The following is a 22,432-nucleotide window of genomic DNA, read 5'->3' as shown; positions in this document are numbered from 1 at the left end:
CCGGTTTCTTGTCGAATGTACAGCAATGCTGTACGTCCGGGACCCATGCTGTACCGCGCATGGGGGCATCGTGGGAACCATCGTCGAGCGCAAGCGCAAGGACGGATCGACTGGATATCACGCCCAGGTGGTGATCCGGCAGGACGGCGCCACCCACCGCGAGACGAAGACGTTCGATCGCAAGGCGGCCGCCAACTCTTGGATCGCGAAGCGGGAGCGCGAACTGTCCGCGCCGGGGGCAGTGTCGGGCAAGAAGGCCGAGGACCCGACGCTCGGCGCGGCAATCGACCGGTACGTGGCCGAGAGCCGGCGCGCCCTGGGGCGCACCAAGGCGCAGGTGCTGAAGACGATCAAGACGTTCGACATCGCGGACAAGCCCTGCTCGACCATCACCAGCGCCGACGTGGTCGCGTTCGCCACCGAGCTATCAGCCGGCCGGCAGCCGCAGACCGTCGCGAACTACCTCGCCCACCTCGGCAGCGTGTTCTCCATCGCGCAGGCGGCCTGGGGCTATCAGCTCGACCCCTCGAGCATGCAGGACGCCCGGAAGGTCACGTCCAAGCTGGGTCTCGTCGCGAAGTCGGCGTCGCGCAGCCGTCGGCCGACCCTCGACGAGATGGACCGGTTGATGACGCATTTCGGTGGAGTCCGGCACCGGCGGCCCGGTAGCCTGCCTATGCAGGCGATCGTCGCGTTCGCGCTGTTCTCGACGCGGCGTCAGGAGGAGATCACCCGCATCGCTTGGGCCGACCTCGACGAGGAGGGGTCGCGGGTGCTGGTCCGGGATATGAAGAACCCGGGGCAGAAAATCGGGAACGACGTCTGGTGCGAGTTGCCGCCGGAGGCGCTGCGGATCGTCCAGGCGCAGCCTCGTGCCGGCGATCGGATCTTTCCCTACACCACCGACGCGATCTCGGCGGCGTTCACCCGGGCCTGCGCCTTCCTGGGGATCGACGATCTCACGTTCCACGATCTGCGCCACGAGGGTGTCTCGCGGCTGTTCGAGATGGGCCGGACCGTGCCGCTGGCGGCTTCGGTCTCCGGCCACAAAAGCTGGTCGTCGCTTCAGCGCTACACGCACATCCGGAAGGCGGGCGATCGGTACGCCGGCTGGCCCTGGCTTGCGGTGGTCACCGCGGCCGATCAGCCGCAGAGCTGACGGCACTCCTTGCGCGCGGCCTCGGCCCGATCGTCGACCCAGCGCGCTAGGTCGTTCAGGTGGACGCCCTTGGCCGATTTCTGGCTCGCCTCGATGCGGACCAGCGGCAAGGCGATCTCTCCGGCGGAGATCTTCCGCACCAGCTTCTCGGGCGTCAGGTGCGAGAAGTAGTCCCGGCATACCGCTTCGATCGGGATCACCGCGGCGCCGCCGTACTGCGCCAGCAGGAGGAACGCGGTGTTCATGGGCTCGGGCCTCGCGACGGGAATGACGGTGGTGGAAGCTCGGGCGCGCGGCATCGTCAGACCTCCTCTCCATCTGTGGGGACCGGTGCGGGGCGGGCCTGATCCGACATCCGGGGCCGACGCGCCTCCGCCTCGTCCGCCATGCGTGGGCTGTAGAATTCCACTGCACTGTCCGGCGTGACGCCGAGCGGCCGGCGGATGGCGTCGTGGATGGCGATGCGGAGGCGGGCGTTCTCGGCCTCAAGCTCGGCGACGCGAGCGGCTGGGTTCGGTCCGACGGCGTCGGTGGGCTCAAACCGTCCGTCGTTCATCTCAGCGGTCGAACGGGCCCATGCGAGGTTACCATTCAGGGCGCGGTAGACGACGGCATCGACTCCATCGGAGAGTGGCGCGCCGGCCTGGATCGCGGCCACGTAGAGAAGCGTATACTCGTCCGGCACAGTTCTGTGGGGTGACAGCATGACTTGGCCGGTTCTGGTGCATTGATGTACCCAGACAAGGTCGTAATCTTTCAGCGGCTCAAGGGTCCGCACCCTGGCACAGCGGAACAGCACCTCGTACAGGCCGCCGGTGCGCACGTGCCGGACGATCTCGGGTCCGGACACCCGCGCCTCCGGCACCGCGAACGGCCACGAGGTCTCCCGGGCCTCACCCGGGCGAGCCGGCACCTTCCCTTCCCCGCCGCAAACCCGGCAGACGTCCCGGTTCGTTTCAGTGTGCCGGTCCTCATGGGTGGCCCAGCCGGTGCCGGAGCAGGTGGCGCAGGTAACGGTGATGGTGGTCATGTCCGCTCCTACTGGATGAAAGAGACGCAACCCTCGGCACAGGCCGCCCGGACGTGGCCGTTGACGGGCGAGCGCTCCCAGCGCACCGGGCCGGCGCATTTCGGGCACGGCACCTCGCCGTGAGCGATCGACTTGTCGGCCGGCAGGGCGCGCATCACGGCCGAGACACGGCTGAAAGCCTCGCCGGCCTCGCGCTTGCTCTCCTCAATCTCCGCCGACGTGGGAGTCATCTTCAGGTCGCAGGTGAAGGCCGGAAACGCGGCGTCGCGGCATGGGACTCGGTCGACCCAACCCGGCAGCCTACGGGGGCCAGCCCGGGCGACAACATCGACGCCGGCGCCGCATGGCGGCTGGCCGAGCGGCCCGCGCCAGTGCTTGCAGGTCATCAGCTGCCGGGCCGCGATGCGGGCCTCTACGGCGTCAATCTCCGCGCGGGCGTCGTCGAAGATCGTCATGGCGCGACTCCGCGGCGAAGAGGGGAGGACGTCGGCGGGCTCGGCACTGAGGAGCGCGGTCAGCCGTTCGGGGTGCGTCGTGTTCGCTGTTCGGTCCCGCTCCATTGCGCGTCCGTTCCTTCAACTTGATCGAATAGCACAGCCACAGCGCCGATCTGATCTAACTGTTAAGTTCAGCGCCAAGCTGTAGATGAGCCAGTCGGCACCGGCCGCGAAGAGGACCAGAGCAGCGGCCTTCACGCCTGCCCTCCCGCCTGCTCCGGCAGGGTGTCGATGTTGGCGGGGGTGACGCGGAAGCTGATGGCGGCGACCCAGGGGTTAGCCGCCCAGGAGTCTGGGCCGTGCAAGGTCTCCCAGAGGTGCTGGAACGCTTTTAGCGACGACCCGTAGATCTGGCGCACGAGGGCCGTGCGATCGGCGCTCGACAGCCCATCCCATGAGGCTGAACCGCTATGCTGCTCTACGAAGTGACAGACGCCCTCGGCGCTGGCGGCCTGTTCCGTGATGTCATGAAGCCGCTCGACACGTACCTCACACACAGCGAGTGTGAGGCGGGACGCCCAACGGGGCATGTGGATGCTGGGCCGCCAGCGTCCGCGATCCGTGATGGGGTGGTCCGGCGAGAGGCCATCCGCCGCGTACCAGAGACCATTCCGGTTCGCGGGTGATCCCTGCTCGCGCCGCCAGAACGATGGCGCCCACTGAGCCGGCGGCAGATCACAGCAGGCGCCTGCCGCAACGACTTCGCGAACCCAGAGGCGATCGCCAGGCAGGCACGGCACGCCTTCCGTCTGATGCGGGTAGAGCCTGACCACGCCCTCGGGCCAGTCCTGCTTCTTGAGCACCCGCCGCGTTTGCGTCTTGCTGTCGGCGAGCAGGGCGCGGACCATCGGCCCGCTGAAGATGATCGGACGATCCGTCACCGGCTCCTCTCCTCTGTGCGAGGGAGGGCGGGGGACGGCCACAGCCCGGCGAGGATCATCGGCGTGGCTCCGACACATAGAGGGATCGGCGGGGTGGAAGCTGCTTGCTCAGCGGGGCAGTCGCGCGCCGCGCCGGCCGGCCCGAAGGCAGTGGCTGGCCGCCGGCGATCGGGCGCGCGTGCGGATCCTTGATGCCGAGGTGCGCATCCGCTTGGCGCTTGGCCTTGTCGATCCGCTTGCGGTCGCCCTGCGTCTTGCGGTCGTGGCAGTCGGTGCAGAGGACCTGGGCGTTCGAGAGGATCGACGGACCGCCGATCGCGTCCGGCACGACGTGGTCGACCTCGAACCGACCAATCTGCAGGCGGCACGGGCAACGCTCGCCGGTTGGCAGCAGGCCTTCGCACTGGCCGGCGGCGCGCTCGATCGCCTGGCGCTGGACCTTCTTCGTGAAGTTCGTCCGGGCCATCAGGCAGCCTTCCCTGCCTCGCGGGACAGCGTGCCGGGCGCGGTGCCGATCAGCTCGTCGATGACGGCGAGCACCGCATCCTTGGACCGCTGAAAATCCTCCTTGCCCATGGCGCGCATGGACTGGCTTTTGGCCGTCCAGCGGACCACGACACCGTCCTTCACCCGGACCACGGAGCTGTCGTCTACCGGGCGCAGAAAAGCAGCGATCCGCGCCGCCTCGGCCTTCGAGGACGCGACGAAGGTCACCTCGTCCCGGAAGCCGGCCTTGATGAGCGCCCACTTGCGCAGGTGGTCCGGCGAGGGGAAACGATCCGCCAGATGCTCCGGCAGGCTCGACCACCCGTCTCGAACGCAGGCGAAGTAGTGGGCATGGGATTTGCTGCTGCGCTCCTCCTGCTCGACGAAGATGTAGCGCTCGCCGATCACGAACTGCCGATCGCAGAGGCCGCTGAACCGGCCCGCCGGCTGCATCGCATCGCCCGTCCACGTGAACTCGACCGGCAGCAGAGCACTCATGGCTAGGCTCCCTTCCGGTTCGAGCGGGCCGGCCAGCCGAGGGCGACGAGGCGGGTCTTGGCGTGCTCGCGCAGCTCGTCACGCAAGCCAGGCGCGAGATAGGCGAGATCCGCCTGCGTCTCCGGCGCGAGCATCAGGTCGGTGACAGCATTGATGCTGCCGGCCGCGTCGATCTTGGCGCGCAGCCGAGCCTCGACGGCCTGAGGGCTGTCGTCGTTCGCTGGATCACGCTGCGAGGCCGAATCATCAGCCAATGGCGGCTCCCCGGCGTCACGGCGGGTCTGCTGCTGGGGGTCGCGCGTCGGCTTGAACTCGTCGGCCTCGTCCTCGGAGTAGAGCAGGCCGTGCAAGCCGATGAGCTTCAGGATCACCCGGTCCTTGGCCCGCTTCTCCGCCATGGCGAAGACGTAGGCCGCCTGCTTGCCCGAGACGCGGTAGTTCACGCCGATCAGCGCCTCGCCGATCGACCATTCCCGGCGCGTCCCAACGTCGTTCGCCAGCTGCATCTCCCCAGTTACGAGGATCACAGCCTCATCGCGCTCAGCGCGCAGGACCTCGGGCGGGCCAAAGGCGATGCGCGCCTGCGCCGCGATCCGCTCGAGGGTCTTGTGGTAGATGACCGCCGTGCCCTGCACGCGCCACACGTTGCCGGCCAGCGGCTCGCCGTAGGTCTGCAAGATGTCCGCGATCTGCTTGTCGGACTCGGCGCTCATCAGACAGCCTTCCGCTCTTCGTGGATGGTGACACCGGGGATGCCGCGGGTGCCGGCGGCAACCTGGCGGCTGGCGATACCGGCCAGGGCGGCCGAGATGTCGGCCCGGCAGTTCGCCCAGGCCCAGCGCGCGAACGCGGTCTCGTCCGTGATCTCCGCTCGGTAGGTCGTGCGGAGGGTGACGGCGCGAGTGCCGCCGCGGGCGCTGGCGCGATCCTTCTCCGCCCGCCCGGCAGTGATCTCCGCGCGGCGCGCCTCCTGCGCCAGGTCCTCGGCGTGCTCGCGCTCCTCGAGGTCGGACGGCTTGCTCAGCTGCAGCGCCAGCGCCGCCTGCCGAGCCCGCTCGTCAGCCTCGCGCCGCGCTGCCTCGGCGGCGGCCCGCTTCTCGGCCTCCTGCCGCTCGAGCCAGGGCGTCAGGGCTGCCTTGCAGACCTCGACGGCGAGCACCGCCCGACCCTTCCCGGATTTGTTGTCCTGGATCAGCGCGCCGTAGCGCGCCTGGATCTCGGCCTTGGCGTCGTCGAGCGGCTTCGCCTCGGCGGCGCGGCGCTCGTCCGCTCGCTTGATCGCCTTGCGGAGCAGGTCGAGCAGCTTTGACACGCTGTCGGCGTCGACCTGCGTCTTGATCCCGCCAGCGTCGAGCCAGTGCCGCGCCTCGGCGCAGAGGGCATCAATCTCGTCGCACGAGACCTCGAACGGCGTCAGGGCGGGGCCGCCGTTGTGGCCCATTGCAGCCAGGGCGGGCGCGGCACTCACTGGCGCCTCCGCTTGGCCGCGGCGTTCCAGCGCTCGATGTCAGCCCGCTCGCCGCCGGCGCATGCCTCGTCGACCGCCCGGCTGACCGTGGTCCGGATTGCCTCGCAGGCCGCGTCGACCGAAGCTGCCGAGATCGGACCGCGGGCGGCGCGAGCCTCCTCCAGCCGCGCGGCGCGTTCGGCGGCCCGGCGCTTCAGCCGACCGGCGAACCACTCTACCGGCGGCGTCGAGGTCGAGGCGCCAGCAGCACGGGCCGCCTCGAAGCGCCCGAAGGCGCGGATGCTGTCAGGATGCGCCATCACACGCCCCGCAGGATCATGAAGGCGGCGACGCCGAGCATGATGCAGGCGGCGGTCAGCAGCCCGAGAATGATGATGCCGGCGATCACGCTGGCGGTGGCCGCGTCAGCCGCGCTGTCCAGGCCGCCGTTGGCCGGTGGCGGGGGCGCCTCGCGCGTCAGGAAGGATGGCAGGGGATCGTCGAAGTGAATGTCGGGGCGCATCAGAGGACGCCTCCGACGAAGAGCGCAACGACCTGCGCTGAGGCGCAGAGCCCGACGAGGGCAGCGACCGCCCCGGCCGCTAGGGCGGCGTTCGCGATGAGGTGGTCCAGGCCGGCCGCCAACTCGTTGCGCGCCGCGCGGAGCCGAGCGTCAGCGTCGATGTGCGGGATGCGATGAGTGTCCCGACGGTCACGCTGGGCGCGGTAGTGCTGCGCGGCGAGGTGCGGGAGCAACTCGGTCGGCGGAGCAGCGTTCAGCGCCCGATGGCGGACAAGCTCGGCATCGAGGATGTTGAGGGAGCGGTGCATCGGCAGGGTCCATCGCGGGGTGGCGATGGAGGGAGATTGCTCCGGTAATTATACCGGGTCAAGCTCTTTCCGGTAAAAAAACCGGCGATAGCGATCCACTTTCCACCCTAGGGCGGGCGGGAAAGTTGCGCACCCTGCCTTGACACCCAAGGTCAAAGCGGAACGTAATAGGAACATCCAGCGTTGAGGCGTGGGCAATGAGGGGCGAACCGCGCGATGATGCCTGTTTATCCGAAGTACGCCTTAAACTCCGCGTTCGATGCGTCGGCTGTATGGCCGAAGAGCGTCCTATAATTTCACTTGGCTGCATCCGTAGAAATCGGGCAGAAATCGATCGTAAAGTGCAGAAAATGGCGGCGCATATACATTTCGATTGCAAGCTCTGCTCGGGGAAAGTCTCTCGCCTGCTTTCCTACTTTGACGCGCCGATAGTCCCTGAAGTTGAACTAGAGATAGTTCAGTACATTCCTGGCCCATGCTAGGATCCGAACCTCTCGCCCATCGTCCGCTTCCATGTCATGCCTAACGATGATTGGCTTGTGACGCTTCAATGTTGAGCGAGGATGGAACTCGTAGCGGTCCTCGTAGACCTCGAGCTGCTTGATTGAGCGCTCAACCAAATGCCCGCCCTCAAGGGATTGCTGAACGACCACGACCATCCCAGTGTGCAGCGCGACGCGACCGCCTAGCCCTTCGTAATCGAGAGTGATGACCCGATCGCCTGGCAGGATGGGGCGAGGCTTGAGGTCATTCATGGACTCGCCCTTTACATCGAAGGCAATTTGCCGAACGCGCGGGTGGTCCTTGTCAGGCGGGAGGTAGATCTTCTCGGGGTCCACATCGGTAAACTCCGATATTTCTCGAAACGATCCGGCCTCTACAAAGCCGCCGTACAACACCTGAACGCTTCTCTGGCTTACAGGCACAAGCTCTTCGACTTGGTCTTCAGATACGTCGGGTCGCTTGCTTTCGGTCGCGCCATCAATGTCTTCTCTGCCCACACCAGCGAAGAGCCATACCGGGGTGGTCCGAAGAACGGGCGCGAGTGCGTTCAGCGTGGCGGTGCTCACGCCCTGGCGCCCATCCTTCTCAAGCGCGCGTCGCAGGTTGCGGATCGCGTCGGGCTTGCCGGCCGCGGTGCCGGCAGCGTGTTCGGACATGCCAACTGCCTGAAGGCGGCGCTCGATACGGGAGAGGATGTCGGCGAGTTCCATGGCGGTAATCTGACCGCTCGGCTTGCCGGGGAGAACCGGTAAGAAGGCCGTTGACATCGCCGGTATTTTTACCGATCCTGCAGGGGTGAGATCGGACCCCTTCGCATGAGCGGCAGAGAGAACATCCTCAAGCTGGCGAGCCTGTACGGCGAGGCGCTTCGTTTGAAGCGCACCACCGTCAGCTGGCGCCTGTTCCAGGATACCAACAAGCTCGACGTCATCGAAGGCGGACGGGACCTCCTCCTCGGTCGCTACGAGCGCGCCATGCAGTTCTTCTCGGATCACTGGCCCGACTCCGTGGCTTGGCCCGAAGGAATCTTGCGTCCGCCGCGCTCGCCCGCGCCCGCCTCCCTCCCCGAGCAGAGTGGAGCGGCCGCATGATCCGGCTCCTCCTCTCCTGGCTGGATCGGCGGATCGGTGGGCGGATCGACGCTCTCCGTAATGCTGAGGCGCGGCAGGTCTCCGCTACGCTGTCAAAGGAGGTGCGCTCCACAGACCGCACCCCGCTCCCCTCCCGCTTCCTCGGCTTCGGGGTGCCCCGCCTCAATGGCGAGAAGACGTCGGAGGTGTCTCGCTGTGCGCATCTCGAAAACGCCCACTGTCAATTTCGTGAAGGACACCCTCAGCAAATCCTCGCGCGTGCTCCCCTCTCCAGCGATGAACAGCAATCTCTTTGCCCTCCAATTGGAGAGCAATAATGAGTGCGTCGCTGAATGAGAACAGCCTGCATCCAGTCACGACTTTCATGTTCTGCGAGTCGTCCCAATCGGCGTCGATCGGCTGTATGTCTTCAGTAGGGTACGCGATCGTCCAGCCACGCAAGTGGGCTGTTTGCTCGATGTCCTCACACAACGCGCTTACGATTGGAGTTGCAAAGAAACACGGTCGCCGTTCGCGTCCGTTGATGAGCAACAACAGAAGCAACCCCCTATTGTCGACCGAAAACCCGACAAAGAAGCTGGTAATCTCCGAGTGCCTTGCTGCATTCACAGCTTCGGGCGGAGACATCGCTTCTAGCATGCTCATCACGATCTCCATGGTGTCTCGACAGCCCCATGGTAGCGGCGCCGGGCGGCGCGCGCGACCTGTCCGCCGCCCGGTGACTGCACATCGTCTTCCGATCGGAGCCCGCGCGTAGGCGCGGCCCCCACCCCTCACGTCGGGCCCTCCGACGTGCGCGCCCGAACCCGTTTCGCCCCCGTCCGGGGGCCGGGCGCACCTTTTCCACCGCTGGAGACGCCGATGAGGGAGCAGAGCCGCAAGATCCGCTATCGCCTCCGGGACGACGGCCGCTGTCAGGTCTGCCTGTCCGACGGCTGGGTGACGCTGTTTCGGGTGTCCCGATGAAGGGGCAGCCGTTCAATTTCACGCAATGCGCTTACGCGCTCGAAATCGTGCGGCCCGTGCTCGAAGAGCGTGATGCGGCCGCGCAGAACCTCGTCGCCATGATGGGCCCGGCGGCAGCGTGGACGCTGCACGATGCTCGGCAGTTCCACGTCGCTCTCGGCAACCTCGTTGCTCTGCAGGAGGCGTGCGAACGCCTCGCGCTCCATGAAGATACGATCCTGCTGGTGCTCGCCGCGCTGGAACGCGGCGAGACCGTGCAGATCATCCCACCCGTCAAAGTGCCCGGCAAGGCGCTCGCGACGGTTCACGTTGTCGATCAACCGAACACATCCCCACCGCGCAGCGAGCTCTTGAAGCGAGCCCTTGCGCTGATCACCCCGGGCCCCCGCAAGTCCTCCAATCCTGCTCATGGTGTGTCTCCCGGCTCCTCAGTGATCTCAGATGATCACAGGAGCGTTGGGAGATGTCCCAAAAGTCTTGGGAGGGTCGCATGACGACCTTCGCCATGGAGGCTTCCGCCGGCCTGCGGGAACTGGCGGAGCCGGTCGCGGCTGGGGACCGGGTGAAGCGGCAGATCGAGCGCGCCGCTCGTGCCGCCGGGCTCTCCTACTGGCGCGCATTCGACATTTGGTACGGCAAGGCTCGTCGCGTTGATGCGCGGGAGCTTGAGGCCATTCGCGCTGCCAAGGCGCAGCGCACGGAGGATCGGGCCCATGAGCTTTCTGCCATCGCGGCGGACTTTGATGCGCTGGCGGAACGCCTTGCCCGCATGGCTGCGCGGGGTGGTGGGCCGAGCAATCTTGAGGTGGGGGCACTCGCTGGCCGTGTTCGGCGTCTGGCTGATGGAGTCGGGCGATGACGAAGGGCCCTTGTGAGCGCGTCGGCCTGACGCCCAAGCAGCGTCAGCTACTGACCTTCATCGAGCGGTATGCCGCCGCGAGGGACGGCGTGCCGCCGAGCTACGACGAGATGCGAGTGGGCGTCGGGCTGCGCAGCAAGTCCGGCATCGGCCGGATGCTCGACGCTCTCGTGGAGCGCGGCCACATCCGTCGGCTCTCCAGCCGATCTCGCGGCATCGAGCTTCTCGCAGCTCCGGCCGGGCTCGCTCTGTCCGCGCTGACGCAGGCCCGTATCCGCAACCTCTCCGATCGGGCCGGCACCTCTCCCAATGCCTTCCTGAGCGCAGTGCTCGATGCCCATGGAGATCGCCCGTGACCAAGGAGAAGAGGCCCAAGCCGCCACCCAAGCGCGTCCTGCGCGTTGCCGAGATCTGCCGGGGCGGTCAGCGCCTACATTGCCAATTCCGGCCGCGGGCGATCGGGGAAACCGACGACGTTCGGCTCTGGTGGTTCGAGCCATCAGGCGAGAGCTGCGGCCCGGTGAGCGCCCGGGAGGCTATCGCCCTCGGCCTGGTCGTGCCTGCTGGCGACGGCCTGTTCGGATCCAGCGACGCCCAGACCTACGTCGCGGCGCAGAGCTGACGTTGATGTCGGTCGCCTTCCGCCGCCCCAAGCTCACGCACATGCCGCATCAGGTCTTCGCGCGGCAGGAGCGCGAGAGCACGCGGCTTGAGGAGATTAGTCGGCACGAAGAGCATACCTGCGCGATCTGCGGCGTGTTCGGGGCGAGCTTCGGGTTCAAGCCGCCTGGCTGGGCGCACAACCGCGCCGAGGCCGTCTGGGCGTGCAGCGATGCGGATTGCAGGACCGCGGCTCAGGCCAGGGTCGCGCGTGGGCAGGGGCCGGTATGAGCATCGCCGCCGTGATTCGTGAGCTGATTGCCGCCGGGCTGAGTGGTGATGCCCTCGTCGCTGCGGTTGAACGGATCGAGCTCGCCCAAGGTGTCGCTCCCGCCACGGGCAAGGCCGCGCGCAACCAGCGCTACTATGAGAAGAACAAGGAGCGGCTGAAGGCGCAGCGGGATCAGGAGGCGACTGAAAGGCGCCTTGAAGCGACTGAAACGACTGAAAAGCGTCTTAAAGCGACTGAAACGACTGAAATTCAGACGGTCGACGTCGCCCCCCCCAAGGTCCCCCCACACCCCCCTAAACTACCCCCCCAGGATTCCCCCTCGGGAGCTAACGCTCCCTCTGCCCCCAAGGGGGCCCGGTCGAGAGGCTGCCGCCTGCCGGACGACTTCGCCGAGAGCCCCAAGGCCCGGCAGGTCGTCGCCGAGTGGGGCTACGAGGGCCATGCTGCCGATGAGGTCCTGGCCGAGTTCTGCGACTTCTGGCGAGCCGTTCCCGGTGTCCGGGGCACGAAAACCGACTGGCCCGCCACGCTGCGGAATCGGCTTCGCGAGATCGGTCGCCGACAGCCTGATAGGCCGCCGCCCGGCCCGGGGCGCCGGCGCCAGCCCCCTGCCACCACCCGTGATTTCTGGGCGCAGACCGCGCGCCAGGCTCACGAAACCCTGACGAGGAAGAGCGATGAGCAGCACCAGGGCGGTTTCGAGTTCGAGGACGGTTCTCCCGACGCCGGCGAGCCCGGGGCTGGAGGCCATGGTGGGCCGGTTCGGGAACGCCCTCGAGGCGAACTCGTCCAACTTCCGGCGCATGGCGATCTCGGCCGCCGCCGCGCCGTCGGCTGAGGCCCGGTCGATGATGCAGGATCGTCTCGCCCTGGTCGAGGGCTGGCTGGCGCCGGCCGGCCCCGCCGAGGTCGACCGGATGATCGGCAGTCTCATGCAGGTCATGGCCGCTCCCGCCACTGGCGAGGACAGCCAGAGGATCGCTCTCGGCCTCTACCGCTCCGTGCTGGCGCCGTTGCCGGCCTGGGCCGTTGCCGTGACCTGCCGGCGCTTCCTCGACGGGTCGGCGGGCGGAGGCACCTTTGCGCCGACGCCGGCCGAGTTGGCGAGCGAGGTCCGCGCCCTCATCGCCAAACAGGTCGACGAGCGAGCCCGCCTGCTGCGGGTCCTCAACGCTGAGATCCTGCCGGAGCCGACCGAGACAGATCGCGCCAAGGTCGCGCAGCTGGCGGCCGATCTTGCTCGCAGCATGCGCTTCCCGCGCAGCGCGGTCTCGGAACAGGAACTCGCCCGGGTCACCGAAGGCGGCAGGGGCGGTCTGAAGCTGGACCGCCGCATCCTGTCGAAGGCCGGCGTGCCGAACGAGGCCGCCTGACCCCCCGAATCCCGCCACCGCGGGCTACCCTCCCTCGCCGAGGTGGGAGGGTCCAACCAATCAGGAGAAACCCATGTCCGACCACGACGCCAACCCCCTCGATTTCGTCGCCCTCGCCGGTTCGATCGTCTCGGCCTACGTCGCTCACAACTCGGTGCCGGCCGCCGACCTGCCCGGCCTGATCGCCTCGGTGCACGGCGCCCTGGCGGGCCTCGGCGCGCCGGCCGCACCGGAGCCGGTGAAGCTCGAGCCCCCGGTCCCGATCCGCAAGACCGTCACCCCCGACCACATCATCAGCCTCGAGGACGGCAAGCCGTACCGGACCCTGAAGCGGCACCTGGCGGGGCGCGGACTCACCCCGGAGCAGTACCGCGAGAAGTGGGGCCTGCCGCGGGACTACCCGATGGTCGCGGCGAATTACGCGGCGCAGCGGAGCGAGCTCGCCAAGAACTCGGGGTTGGGCCGGAAGGGCATCGAGGCGCGCGCCAAGCCGAAGCTGGTCGGCCAAGCGGCGTGACACCTGACCCGGCGCTTCGGCGCCGGTCTCACCCTGCAGCGTGGAGGCGTACCGTGACGAAGAAGCAGCGCAACCGCCGCAAGGCCCGTCGGCAACAGTCGGTGAAGCATGCCCAGACTGCGGCGCGTCATGATCGCGAGAAGGCGATCAAGCGCCGCCTGCGGGCCCGTGAGCGGGTGATCCTGCCCTCGGGCCGGGAATGGCTCGCCGTCGAAGCCTACCCGCTCAGCGGCTCGCGTTGCGCCCGGGCGCTCACTGCCGCCGGCCTGCCGGTGTTCGAGGCCCGGGAGAAGGTGCGCGAGCAACGCGAGGGCGGCCCGCCTCGCGTCGCGATGGTACCGGTGATGCGCCGGGTCCTCTTCGTCGGCTTACGCGGGTGGTCCGATATGCGGCTGATCGAAGAGTGCCGGCACGTCTGGCAGGTGTTCGGCGCCACCGGTGGCGGCCTCGACTGGGTCCACCGCGAGCAGTTCCGCCAGGCGCTGCTCGACGCGGACATCTGGGGTGATCGGGCGGTGCCGTTTATCGCCTCCGGGCCGATGCAGGAGTTCGCCGACCACGTCTGCGACTACAAGCGGTGGGATCCGCTGACCGAGACCTCGCACGTCGTCACCGGCGACGAGCTGCTGGCGCTGCTCTATGGGGTGGGCGACCGGGTGCGGGTCATCAGCGGGCCGTTCGCGTCGTTCCCGGGCATCGTCGAGTCGCATGATGCCAAGAGCGATATTTACACGGTCGGCGTCAGCATCTTCGGGCGCATTACACAGGTTCCGTGCGAGGAGCGCCAACTCGAAGCGGCGTGATACTTGCCGGCAGGCCTGGCTCGCTATACGTTGCGCCTCAGGCAATCCAGCTCCAGCGAATGGGGTCTTCCCTTCGCGCAAGACGTGCCCCGGTTGGGGCCCGCCGGATTTCAGATCCGCAGCTTGGACCCGGCCCACGCAGGTGCACAGCACCGTGGCGAGGCGGCCGGTTTACCTTTGCCGATTTACTAAAGTAGCGAGAAGTAGCAATGCGCGGCGCCAAGCCCGGCGAGCGTCGAGGCGGTCGCAAGAAGGGCACCCCCAATAAGACGACGGCTGATGTGAAGGCCTCGATCCTGAGTGCCTTTGAGAAGGCTGGCGGCGTCGACTATCTCGCGAAGATCGCCGACGAAGACCCCAAGACGTTCTGCGCCCTTCTCGGCAAGGTCATACCCCTTCAAGTCACTGGCGACGCAGACAACCCGGTCGCTGTGGCCTTCACCTTCAAGCTGGATCGGCCGAAACAGTCGTGAACTTCGAGTACGAGCGTCCCTGGCTTGCCGAATACCAGCGCGCGGCCCTGTTCGGGCCGGAACGCTACGGCGTCGTCGAGGGCTCCACGAAGTGCGGCAAGACAGCTCCGTGCCTGATCTGGCTCGCCGAGCAGACGATGTTCGGCGGCGAAGGCCGCAGCCATTGGTGGGTGGCGCCGGTCTACACCCAGGCCGAGATCGCCTATCGCCGGATGAAGGAAGGCCTGCCGCGCGACATGATCCGGACACACGATTCCGAGCGCTGGATCGAGCTGCCGGGCGCGCGGCGGATGTGGTTCAAGTCGGCCGAAAAATCGGACAACCTCTACGGCGACGACGTCTACAGCGCTGTGCTCGACGAGGCGAGCCGCATCCGCGAGGAGAGCTGGCACGCAGTCCGCTCGACGCTCACCGCGACCCGCGGGCCGGCCCGCATCATCGGCAACGTGAAGGGCCGGAAGAACTGGGCCTTCGCCCTGGCACGCAAGGCCGAGGCCGGCGCCCCGGACATGTCCTATCGGCGCATTACTGCCTACGACGCGATCCAGGCCGGCATCCTCTCGCAGGCTGAAATCGATCAGGCCCGGGCCGACCTGCCTGAGGCGGTCTTCCGCGAGCTCTACCTGGCCGAGCCGTCAGACGATGGCGGCAACCCGTTCGGCCTCAAGGCCATCGGCGACTGCGTCGGCCCGCTGTCCGGCGGCGCGCCGGTTGCATGGGGGTGGGACCTCGCCAAGTCCGTCGACTGGACCGTGGGCATCGCGCTCGACATCGATGGCCGCGTCTGCCGGTTCGAGCGGTTCCAGAAGCCATGGGATGCCACCATGGAGCGCATCGGCGAAGTGACCGGCTCCGTCCCCGCCCTGGTCGATTCCACCGGCGTCGGCGACCCTATCCTCGAACTGCTGCAGAAGCGCCCCGGGTCGAGCTTCGAGGGCTTCAAGTTCACGAGCGAGTCGAAGCAGCGCGTCATGGAGGGCTTGGCGGTCGCGATCCAGAAGCAGGAGATCGTGATCCCGGCCGGCCCGATACGCAGCGAGCTCGAGAACTTCGAGTACGAGTACACCCGCACCGGGGTGCGCTACACCGCGCCGGACGGGTTCCACGACGACTGCGTGTGCGCGCTGGCGCTCGCCGTGAGCCACAAGGCGCATGCCCGGCACCCGCTCAAGATTACCCCCGCCGCCCTGGCCGCCGCGCGTCAGCGTCAGCCGATGCGCTTCGGGTTCCGTCTATGAGGCGTTCCGCCCGCCGCCAGCGCGCCAAGGCCCGGCGCCAAGCCGCGCCGCAGGTCTCGATCACCGAGGCCATGCTGAAGGTCGGCTACGAGATCGTCGCCCGGGAACGCGCCAAGAAGGCGGCACCGGTCAACCCGTTCAAGCCAGCCGAACACCCGGCTGCGTTCATGCCCGACGGCGGGCTGGCGATGGACGATGCCCTGACCGATGTCGGATCCTGGGCCGCATCGGTCTCGACCGACTTCGCCGGCTCGGATTGCCAGCACTTCCTCGGATTCGGCCCGCTCTCGCTCCTGGCGCAGCGACCGGAGTACCGGCGGATCACCGAGGTGATCGCCACCGAGGCGACGCGGAAGGGGATCCGGATTCAGGCCAAGGGCCGCGACAGGGCCGAGAAGGTCAAGCAGCTCGAGGCCGAGTTCAAGCGCCTGCGCGTCATGGACCTGATGCGGAAGGCGGCGGAGCTCGATGGGTTCTTCGGCCGTGGCCACATCTACGTGGACCTGAAGGATGCCGCAGGCGACGAGCTCGCCACGCCGATCGGAAACGGCTCGGATGCGGCGAGCAAGGCCAAGGTCCAGCAGGGCAGCCTCAACGGCTTTCGCACCATCGAACCGATCTGGGTCGTCCCGACCGGCTACAACTCCAGCGACCCGCTCTCCCCGAACTGGTATCGGCCCACTTCCTGGTACGTACAGGGGCGAAGCATCCACACCTCTCGACTACTGACCTTCGTCAGTCGCGAGGTGCCAGATCTGCTTAAGCCAGCGTATTCGTTCTGCGGCCTCAGTCTAACGCAGATGGCGCGCCCGTATGTCGACAACTGGCTGCGCACCCGCCAAAGCGTCAGCGACCTCGTCAGCGCCTTCTCGGTGATGGTGCTGGCGACGCAGATGGGCAATGCGCAGGGCGCCGTCGGCGAAGACTTCTTTAACCGGGTCGAGCTGTTCAACCTGACGCGCGACAACCGCGGCGTCTGGGCCATTAACAAAGAAACCGAGGACATGAAGAACGTCTCGGCGCCGCTCGGCACCCTCGACGTTCTGCAGGCTCAGAGCCAGGAGCACATGGCCTCGGTGAGTGGCATCCCGCTCATCAAGCTCCTCGGGATCCAACCCGCCGGGCTGAACGCCTCATCGGAGGGTGAGATCCGGGTCTTCTACGACGGCATCGGTTCCTACCAAGAAGCGTCCCTGACCCCGAACCTGACCACCATGTCGGGGATCATCCAGCTCAATCTCTGGGGTGAGGTCGACCCGAACATCACGACGGTCTGGGAACCGCTGTGGTCCCTCTCGGACAAGGAGAGGGCCGAGGTCCGGAAGCTCGAGGCGGACACCGACGAGGTGCTGATCGACTCCGGCGTGATCGCCCCGACCGAGTCCCGCAAGCGCCTCGCCGACGACCAGGACAGCCTCTACCACGGCCTCGACCCGGACGACCTGCCGGAGGGCGAGGAAGACGACGAGGACGTGACCGGCGAGAGCGATGACGGCACCTCGCCGACCGTCCGCCGCCTTTTCAACGCCGCCCGGGCCAGGGTGGCCGCGGAGTAGCTGCCCATGCGGCGCATCTACGGATACGGGCTCGGAGCGTTCGCGCTGGCCGCGACCGCCGTCGGGGCGCAGCAGTACCAGAATTGGGTCGGGCCCAACGGCGAGCAGATGCCCGGGTTCGTGCTCGGGTGTCCGACCGGGGTGGCGCGGCAGGTCGTGCCGTGCGGGGGTGTCGGCTCGCCGATCGGCGTCATAGCGCAGCCGTTCGTCCGGATGGGGAAGGCCGCCGCGTTGCCGGTGAGCACCACGCCCCGCACCTACGCGATCACGCAGCCGGTCGGCGCTCTGACCTACCGTGGCATCAATCCGTGCACGGTCGACATCGTCGTCACGAGCGTCGCAGCCTCCCTCCCGGTCGTGACGCAGCCCGTGACGATTGATGGCGAAACTATCCCGAACGTCCAGCTCGTGACCTCCCCCACAGGCACGGTCAACCGGTTCGAGGACACCCTGTTCATGGCGCGGTCCGGGCGGACTCTGAGCAGCGCCCCGAACCCGATGCCCGGCACCACGCGCTACGTCTCGATCATGGCCCTGAGCGACCCGGGCAGCACCCCCTGCCTCTATCGACTCGGCTACGGGATGGGCAACTGATGCGCCGCGCCCTCTTCGCTGCTGGGCTCATCCTGGCGTCCACCTGCGCCCTCGCCGACGACGAGGCGTCGATCGGCATGGGGCCGCCCGGCCCAGCCGGGGCGCAGGGTCAGCCCGGGTCGAAAGGGGACGCGGGTGCGCAAGGTGCAATGGGGCCCGCCGGACCGGCAGGTCCGCCTGGAGATCCGGGAGCAGCTGGCCCGGCAGGCCGAGATGGAGCGGCTGGTGTTCAAGGGCCCCCGGGGCCGCCGGGCGCGTCAGGCGCTACCGGGGCTGCTGGGATGGCTGGACCGACAGGCCCAGCCGGGCCCAAGGGCGATGCCGGCCCCGCCGGTGCTACCGGGGCGGCCGGCCCTCGAGGCGATACTGGACCAGCAGGCGCAACGGGCGCGACTGGTCCGGCGGGAGTAGCGGGCGCCTCTGGCGCGCCAGGAGCGAAGGGGGACACGGGGCCCGCCGGATCGCCCGGGCCGACAGGCGCACAGGGTCCGGCGGGAAGTCAGGGTCCGAAAGGCGAGACAGGCTCGCAAGGGCCCCAGGGTGCCACCGGGCCCGCAGGGGCGCAAGGCTCGCCCCGCCGCGTCGAGCGCTACACGGCGACATCCAACGCCAGCGGAATCGCGTCATTCACCTGGCCTGCCTGCACGACAGCTCCGGACGTAGACGTGATCCTCGGCTGGTCCGGCACGCAGATGATTGCCGGGGGCGTGACAGCGCAGACGAGCTCAAGCGCCACCGTCGCCGTGATGCGGTCCCGGGGCACGCTCCTGCTCACGGCCGGTCCGTTCGAGGTGGCGCCGAGCACAGCCATCACCATTCGCGTGATCTGCTGACCGCGAGATGCCATCCTGCCTCGTCACAGCGAGGCGCCCATGATCGACCTGCCCTGGAACGAGCTATTCGGTGGCGAGCCTGTCCCGGACCCGACCGCGCCGCGCCGAGACGATCCTGCGCCCGGTGCACCCGAACGCGGGGCTCGAGGCGGAGTACCGCCGGAGGCTGACGGCGCTGATCGACGAGATGGGCCGCTCGCTGACCTACTGGCTGAGCGCGGCCTATCGCGGCAACAGCCCGGAGATCGCCGAGGATGAGCTGCCGGCCGAGACGATGCGCCGGGCCATGCGCCGCCTCGCACGGCGCTGGCAGGCCAATTTCAACGACCTCGCCGACGACCTCGCGGCCCACTTCGCGCAGTCCGTCGGCGAGCGCAGCAACGCGAGCCTGAAGGCGGCCCTGAAGAAGGGCGGGTTCACGGTCGAGTTCAAGATGACCCGGGCGCAGCGCGACGTGCTCAACGCCGCGGTGCACGAGAACGTCAGCCTGATCCGGTCCATCCCGCAGCAGCACCTCGCCCAGGTCGAGGGCATGGTGATGCGGTCCGTGTCCACCGGGCGGGACCTCGGGCAGCTGGCGGACGACCTTCAGCAGCAGCTGGGGGTGACGAAGAAGCGGGCGGCGCTGATCGCCCGCGACCAGAACAACAAGGTGACTGCGGCGCTCACTCGGGCCCGCCAGGTTGAGATGGGCCTGACCGAGGCGGTGTGGCGCCACAGCGGCGGCGGGAAGCACCCGCGCTCGAAACACGTCAAGGCCAACGGCCAGCGCTACGACATCCGCGTCGGCCTGCCGATCGGCGACAAGGGGCAGAACGTCCTGCCCGGCGAAGAGATCAACTGTCGGTGCATCGGCCGGGCCGTGATCCCCGGCTTCGCTGCCTGACCCTCACCGGATCCAGCATGTCCCTCCAGACCATGCGCCAGGACCTGCTGGCGCTCGACCGCGCCTCGACGCGCGTCCGGGATGCGGATGGCCACCTCCACGTGCGCCGCACCCCGATCAGCAAGGCCTGCGTGAACGACTACCTGGGGCGCGAGATTCCAGGGTGGCAGGCGCTCGGCCTTGAGGCGGGCCGCCGGTACGCGCTCCTTCGCGATCCGGAAGAGCTCGCCCGCGCGGCTGACACGTTCAACAACAAGCCGCTACTGTTCGACCACAATCCGGTCAGTGCGGACGAGCATGACCACGACCGGACGGTCGGATCGGTCAGCAACCCGAGCTTCGAACATCCCTACCTGTACGCTGACCTCGCGTGCTGGTCTGGACCTGCGATCCGCCTCATCGAAGACGGGTCGCAGAAGGAACTGTCGAGCGCGTACCGTTACACGCCCGACATGACGCCAGGCACGTTCCAAGGCGTCCGCTTCGATGGGGTCATGCGGGACATCTCCGCCAACCACGTCGCCCTCGTGAAGAAAGGCCGCGCAGGCCCGGATGTCGTCGTCGGCGACTCCGCGATTGGAAGTATCATCATGGCAAAGACCGCCCTGACGCGGGCTGCTGCGCACACGCAGGGCGCGCTGTCCATGTATCTGCGCCCCAAGTTGGCGCAGGACGCCAAGGTCGACATCGGCCCGCTGGTGGCCGACCTGACGAAGAAGAACTTCAAGCAGCGCCGGCCGGTGCTCGCCCTCGGCCTGATCGGCGCCACCCACGGCAAGCTGGCCAAGGACTCCGACCTCGGCGACGTCGAGGAGATGCTGGACCGTGTCGAGGAGGCGGTCGAGGACCTGGCTGATACCGTCGAGGACGTGCCCGAGGCGCCCGCCGCCGCCCCCGAGCCGGATGCCGAGGACGCCAGTGGCGGCGAGGTGGTGGCCTTCCTGGAAGGCAAACTCAGCCCCGAGGATCTGGAGCAGGTCAAGGCGATGCTCTCCGGTTCCTCGTCGATGCCAGCCGCCGACAGGGTCCCGCCGCCGGCGCAGGACCACGCCCTGCCGAAGGCCCCCGACATGTCGAAGTTCGTGACCCGGCAGGCGATGGACTCGGCGATCCAGCGCGCTGCCGAGGCGGCCACCGCCGCCGCGACCGAGCACCAGTCTCGCCTGCGTGCCGCCGAGCGCTTCGTCCGTCCGTGGGTCGGCGACCTGCCGGCGATGGACAGCGAGGAGCAGATCCACCGCGCCGCCTGCGATGTCCTCGGCATCAAGCACACCGGCGTCCACGCCTCGGCGTTGCCGGTGTTGATCGAACGCACCCCGAAGCCCGGTGAGCAGGCCCCGCGGCCCGCGCGCCGCACCGTCACGCAGGACTCTGCCGCGGCCGCCGAGGTGGCGCAGGCGTTCCCGCACATGCACCGCCTCAGCGCGTAAGGAGGCCTGAGCTATGCCCACGACCTTCCAGACCTCCGTCAACGTGGTGCAGGCGCCGGGCGTCCCCGGCGACTTCGCGTCCGCGGATCCGCACTTCTCCTGGGTGACCTCCGGCGGCATCCTCGTCGCCGATACGGGCGGTGTGACCATCGGCTGCTTCGCCTGGGTCAACGCTGCCCAGAACAAGGTCGCCTCGACCGGCAGCGGCGCGCCCGACGCCTTCGTGCATCGCGAGATGCAGGCGACCATCACCACCTTCCCCGCCGAGTTCGGGATGACCATCCCGGCCGGCCAGCGCGTCGGCTCGTTGATGACCGGCGGCTGCTTCTACGCGAAGAACGCCGGCGCCGGCACCGCCGCGCGCGGCATGAAGGCCTTCGCGAACACCACCAACGGCGCCGTCTCGTTCGCGGCTGCCGGCGCCACCGTCGCAGGCTCGGTCGAGACCAAGTGGTTCTGCGTCGGCTTCGGCGAGGGCGGCACCGGCGCGTCCGGTGAGCTCGTCAAGATCTCTCATCTCCCGATCGGCTAAGGAGGGCGAAACATGAAGCTCGCATCCATTCGCCCCACCCTCGAAGACGAGTGGGGCATCCACCTGGCGCAGGACGCGGAGCTATTGCCCCGCGAGTTCCGGCGCAATTACAACCTCGCCCTCGACGCCCAGCCGACGCTGCTCACCGCGGCGAATGCCGGCATTCCGGGCTGGCTCACCGCCTATGTCGATCCCGAGGTGATCCGGATCCTCCAGACCCCGAACAAGGGCGCGGAGATCTTCGGCGAGGTCAAGCAGGGCGACTGGACCACCGACACCGCCACCTTCATGGTCGTCGAGAACACCGGCGAGGTCGCGCCCTACGGCGACTGGAACAACAACGGTCGTTCCGACGCCAACGTGAACTGGATCAATCGCCAGTCCTACCTGTTCCAGACCACCATCTCCTACGGTGATCTCCAGGTGGATCGGGCCGGCGCTGCCCGCCTGAACTGGGTCGGCGAGCTCCAGACCTCGGCGGCGCTGACCCTCGACAAATTTTCGGACTACACCTACCACTTCGGCGTCGCGGGCATGGCCCTCTATGGCGCGCTGAATGACCCGAACCTGCCCGCAGCGTTGCCCCCGTCGACCAAGGCTGCCGGCGGCACGAAGTGGGTCAACAACGGCGTCATCGTCGCCACCGCTAACGAGATCTTCAACGACATCACGACGATCGTGATGGATCTCGTGACCAGGACCTCGGGCATCATCCAGAAGACGGATGCCCTGAAGCTCGTCCTGCCGCCGCAGAGCGACGTCGGCCTGATGGCGACCAACCAGTTCGGCATCAGTGTCATGGACCTGCTGCAGAAGAACTTCCCGAACCTGAAGATCGTCACCGATCCGCGCTACGCGACCGCATCGGGCAACGTGCTGCAGCTCTGGGCCGAGCGCTGGAACGGCGGCAGCGTCGCCAACGTCGCCTTCAACGAGAAGCTGCGCGATCACCAGCCGGTGCGTCAGCTCTCGGCCTACGCCCAGAAGAAGACCTCGGGCACCTGGGGCGCGGTGGTCAAGGCGCCGATCGCCGTCTCGCAGATGATCGGGGTCTGA

General features: G+C 67.9%; 34 protein-coding genes. 20 read left to right on the top strand and 14 right to left on the bottom strand.

Features of this window, described 5'->3' with window-relative positions:
• Positions 1–70 precede the first annotated feature (70 nt).
• The gene (locus MFF64_RS19810; protein WP_238192151.1) at positions 71–1,159 is read left to right on the top strand and encodes a tyrosine-type recombinase/integrase; all 1,089 of its coding nucleotides are present in this window, start codon (positions 71–73) and stop codon (positions 1,157–1,159) included.
• Here the strand turns inward: MFF64_RS19810 and MFF64_RS19805 are convergent.
• The 12 genes from MFF64_RS19805 to MFF64_RS19750 all read right to left on the bottom strand — a co-directional run bounded on the left by MFF64_RS19805 (position 1,144) and on the right by MFF64_RS19750 (position 8,043).
• Positions 1,144–1,404, bottom strand: coding sequence for a pyocin activator PrtN family protein (locus tag MFF64_RS19805; RefSeq protein WP_238192150.1), 261 nt, complete (start codon positions 1,402–1,404; stop codon positions 1,144–1,146). The two genes, MFF64_RS19810 and MFF64_RS19805, sit on opposite strands and share 16 nt — an antisense overlap.
• A gap of 56 nt (positions 1,405–1,460) precedes the next feature.
• Positions 1,461–2,189, bottom strand: coding sequence for a DnaJ-like cysteine-rich domain-containing protein (locus MFF64_RS19800; RefSeq protein ID WP_238192147.1), 729 nt, complete (start codon positions 2,187–2,189; stop codon positions 1,461–1,463).
• Positions 2,190–2,197: 8 nt separating this feature from the next.
• Positions 2,198–2,644: a hypothetical protein gene (locus MFF64_RS19795; protein WP_238192145.1), complete on the bottom strand. Its 447-nt coding sequence runs from the start codon at positions 2,642–2,644 to the stop codon at positions 2,198–2,200.
• A gap of 236 nt (positions 2,645–2,880) precedes the next feature.
• Positions 2,881–3,567 carry a hypothetical protein gene (locus tag MFF64_RS19790; protein ID WP_238192143.1) on the bottom strand — a complete coding sequence of 229 codons (687 nt, stop codon included), beginning with the start codon at positions 3,565–3,567 and terminating at the stop codon, positions 2,881–2,883.
• Positions 3,568–3,622: 55 nt separating this feature from the next.
• Positions 3,623–4,033 (bottom strand): HNH endonuclease signature motif containing protein, encoded by a 411-nt coding sequence (locus tag MFF64_RS19785; RefSeq protein WP_238192141.1) that lies wholly within the window; start codon positions 4,031–4,033, stop codon positions 3,623–3,625.
• Entirely contained in the window at positions 4,033–4,551 is a 519-nt protein-coding gene (locus MFF64_RS19780) for a hypothetical protein (RefSeq protein ID WP_238192139.1), read from the bottom strand. The genes MFF64_RS19785 and MFF64_RS19780 overlap by 1 nt, the downstream gene beginning before the upstream one ends.
• Before the next feature lie 2 nt (positions 4,552–4,553).
• Positions 4,554–5,264 (bottom strand): trna delta -isopentenylpyrophosphate transferase, encoded by a 711-nt coding sequence (locus tag MFF64_RS19775; RefSeq protein WP_238192137.1) that lies wholly within the window; start codon positions 5,262–5,264, stop codon positions 4,554–4,556.
• Entirely contained in the window at positions 5,264–6,019 is a 756-nt protein-coding gene (locus MFF64_RS19770) for a hypothetical protein (RefSeq protein WP_207767907.1), read from the bottom strand. Before MFF64_RS19770 ends, MFF64_RS19775 begins: the two co-directional genes overlap by 1 nt.
• Positions 6,016–6,318, bottom strand: a complete 303-nt coding sequence (locus tag MFF64_RS19765) for a hypothetical protein (protein ID WP_238192135.1) — start codon at positions 6,316–6,318, stop codon at positions 6,016–6,018. The genes MFF64_RS19770 and MFF64_RS19765 overlap by 4 nt, the downstream gene beginning before the upstream one ends.
• Positions 6,318–6,521 carry a hypothetical protein gene (locus MFF64_RS19760; RefSeq protein WP_238192133.1) on the bottom strand — a complete coding sequence of 68 codons (204 nt, stop codon included), beginning with the start codon at positions 6,519–6,521 and terminating at the stop codon, positions 6,318–6,320. The genes MFF64_RS19765 and MFF64_RS19760 overlap by 1 nt, the downstream gene beginning before the upstream one ends.
• Positions 6,521–6,829 carry a hypothetical protein gene (locus tag MFF64_RS19755; protein ID WP_238192130.1) on the bottom strand — a complete coding sequence of 103 codons (309 nt, stop codon included), beginning with the start codon at positions 6,827–6,829 and terminating at the stop codon, positions 6,521–6,523. Before MFF64_RS19755 ends, MFF64_RS19760 begins: the two co-directional genes overlap by 1 nt.
• A gap of 446 nt (positions 6,830–7,275) precedes the next feature.
• Positions 7,276–8,043, bottom strand: a complete 768-nt coding sequence (locus MFF64_RS19750) for a S24/S26 family peptidase (protein ID WP_238192129.1) — start codon at positions 8,041–8,043, stop codon at positions 7,276–7,278.
• 105 nt (positions 8,044–8,148) lie between these two features.
• Here MFF64_RS19750 and MFF64_RS19745 point away from each other — a divergent pair, with 105 nt between their 5' ends.
• Complete coding sequence (locus MFF64_RS19745; protein ID WP_238192127.1) at positions 8,149–8,424, top strand: hypothetical protein; 276 nt, start codon at positions 8,149–8,151, stop codon at positions 8,422–8,424.
• 162 nt (positions 8,425–8,586) lie between these two features.
• Here the strand turns inward: MFF64_RS19745 and MFF64_RS19740 are convergent, their stop codons facing one another.
• The gene (locus MFF64_RS19740; protein WP_238192125.1) at positions 8,587–9,081 is read right to left on the bottom strand and encodes a hypothetical protein; all 495 of its coding nucleotides are present in this window, start codon (positions 9,079–9,081) and stop codon (positions 8,587–8,589) included.
• 257 nt (positions 9,082–9,338) lie between these two features.
• On the bottom strand, positions 9,339–9,710 hold the full coding sequence (locus MFF64_RS19735) for a hypothetical protein (protein WP_238192123.1): 372 nt from the start codon (positions 9,708–9,710) through the stop codon (positions 9,339–9,341).
• A gap of 170 nt (positions 9,711–9,880) precedes the next feature.
• Between MFF64_RS19735 and MFF64_RS19730 the strand changes: the two genes are divergently transcribed.
• From MFF64_RS19730 to MFF64_RS19645, 18 genes are all read left to right on the top strand, one after another.
• Positions 9,881–10,249 (top strand): hypothetical protein, encoded by a 369-nt coding sequence (locus MFF64_RS19730; RefSeq protein WP_238192121.1) that lies wholly within the window; start codon positions 9,881–9,883, stop codon positions 10,247–10,249.
• Positions 10,246–10,605, top strand: a complete 360-nt coding sequence (locus MFF64_RS19725; protein ID WP_238192119.1) for a LexA family protein — start codon at positions 10,246–10,248, stop codon at positions 10,603–10,605. The genes MFF64_RS19730 and MFF64_RS19725 overlap by 4 nt, the downstream gene beginning before the upstream one ends.
• Positions 10,602–10,871, top strand: a complete 270-nt coding sequence (locus tag MFF64_RS19720; RefSeq protein WP_238192117.1) for a hypothetical protein — start codon at positions 10,602–10,604, stop codon at positions 10,869–10,871. Before MFF64_RS19725 ends, MFF64_RS19720 begins: the two co-directional genes overlap by 4 nt.
• A gap of 5 nt (positions 10,872–10,876) precedes the next feature.
• On the top strand, positions 10,877–11,140 hold the full coding sequence (locus MFF64_RS19715) for a hypothetical protein (RefSeq protein WP_238192116.1): 264 nt from the start codon (positions 10,877–10,879) through the stop codon (positions 11,138–11,140).
• The gene (locus tag MFF64_RS19710; protein WP_238192114.1) at positions 11,137–11,979 is read left to right on the top strand and encodes a hypothetical protein; all 843 of its coding nucleotides are present in this window, start codon (positions 11,137–11,139) and stop codon (positions 11,977–11,979) included. The genes MFF64_RS19715 and MFF64_RS19710 overlap by 4 nt, the downstream gene beginning before the upstream one ends.
• A 10-nt stretch (positions 11,980–11,989) precedes the next feature.
• Positions 11,990–12,514: a hypothetical protein gene (locus MFF64_RS19705; RefSeq protein WP_238192112.1), complete on the top strand. Its 525-nt coding sequence runs from the start codon at positions 11,990–11,992 to the stop codon at positions 12,512–12,514.
• 73 nt (positions 12,515–12,587) lie between these two features.
• Positions 12,588–13,031, top strand: coding sequence for a Ros/MucR family transcriptional regulator (locus tag MFF64_RS19700; RefSeq protein ID WP_099901165.1), 444 nt, complete (start codon positions 12,588–12,590; stop codon positions 13,029–13,031).
• Between the two features lie 53 nt (positions 13,032–13,084).
• Positions 13,085–13,834: a hypothetical protein gene (locus MFF64_RS19695; protein WP_238192110.1), complete on the top strand. Its 750-nt coding sequence runs from the start codon at positions 13,085–13,087 to the stop codon at positions 13,832–13,834.
• Between the two features lie 209 nt (positions 13,835–14,043).
• On the top strand, positions 14,044–14,307 hold the full coding sequence (locus MFF64_RS19690) for a hypothetical protein (protein WP_238192109.1): 264 nt from the start codon (positions 14,044–14,046) through the stop codon (positions 14,305–14,307).
• Positions 14,304–15,545 carry a hypothetical protein gene (locus MFF64_RS19685; RefSeq protein WP_238192105.1) on the top strand — a complete coding sequence of 414 codons (1,242 nt, stop codon included), beginning with the start codon at positions 14,304–14,306 and terminating at the stop codon, positions 15,543–15,545. Before MFF64_RS19690 ends, MFF64_RS19685 begins: the two co-directional genes overlap by 4 nt.
• Positions 15,542–17,101, top strand: coding sequence for a DUF1073 domain-containing protein (locus MFF64_RS19680; RefSeq protein WP_238192103.1), 1,560 nt, complete (start codon positions 15,542–15,544; stop codon positions 17,099–17,101). Before MFF64_RS19685 ends, MFF64_RS19680 begins: the two co-directional genes overlap by 4 nt.
• 6 nt (positions 17,102–17,107) lie before the next feature.
• Entirely contained in the window at positions 17,108–17,695 is a 588-nt protein-coding gene (locus MFF64_RS19675; RefSeq protein WP_238192101.1) for a hypothetical protein, read from the top strand.
• A gap of 135 nt (positions 17,696–17,830) precedes the next feature.
• Positions 17,831–18,106 carry a hypothetical protein gene (locus MFF64_RS19670; RefSeq protein ID WP_238192099.1) on the top strand — a complete coding sequence of 92 codons (276 nt, stop codon included), beginning with the start codon at positions 17,831–17,833 and terminating at the stop codon, positions 18,104–18,106.
• A gap of 254 nt (positions 18,107–18,360) precedes the next feature.
• Positions 18,361–18,528, top strand: a complete 168-nt coding sequence (locus MFF64_RS19665) for a hypothetical protein (RefSeq protein WP_238192097.1) — start codon at positions 18,361–18,363, stop codon at positions 18,526–18,528.
• Between the two features lie 70 nt (positions 18,529–18,598).
• Entirely contained in the window at positions 18,599–19,414 is an 816-nt protein-coding gene (locus MFF64_RS19660) for a phage head morphogenesis protein (protein WP_238192095.1), read from the top strand.
• Between the two features lie 17 nt (positions 19,415–19,431).
• Complete coding sequence (locus MFF64_RS19655) at positions 19,432–20,844, top strand: DUF2213 domain-containing protein (RefSeq protein WP_238192093.1); 1,413 nt, start codon at positions 19,432–19,434, stop codon at positions 20,842–20,844.
• A gap of 13 nt (positions 20,845–20,857) precedes the next feature.
• Positions 20,858–21,376 carry a structural cement protein Gp24 gene (locus tag MFF64_RS19650; RefSeq protein ID WP_099900629.1) on the top strand — a complete coding sequence of 173 codons (519 nt, stop codon included), beginning with the start codon at positions 20,858–20,860 and terminating at the stop codon, positions 21,374–21,376.
• A gap of 12 nt (positions 21,377–21,388) precedes the next feature.
• Positions 21,389–22,432, top strand: a complete 1,044-nt coding sequence (locus MFF64_RS19645; protein ID WP_238192091.1) for a major capsid family protein — start codon at positions 21,389–21,391, stop codon at positions 22,430–22,432.

This window comes from Methylobacterium frigidaeris (genome assembly GCF_022179185.1).
Lineage (GTDB): Bacteria > Pseudomonadota > Alphaproteobacteria > Rhizobiales > Beijerinckiaceae > Methylobacterium > Methylobacterium frigidaeris.
Note: the sequence above shows the minus strand (reverse complement) of the source record. Positions and strands in the feature narration are given on the sequence as shown.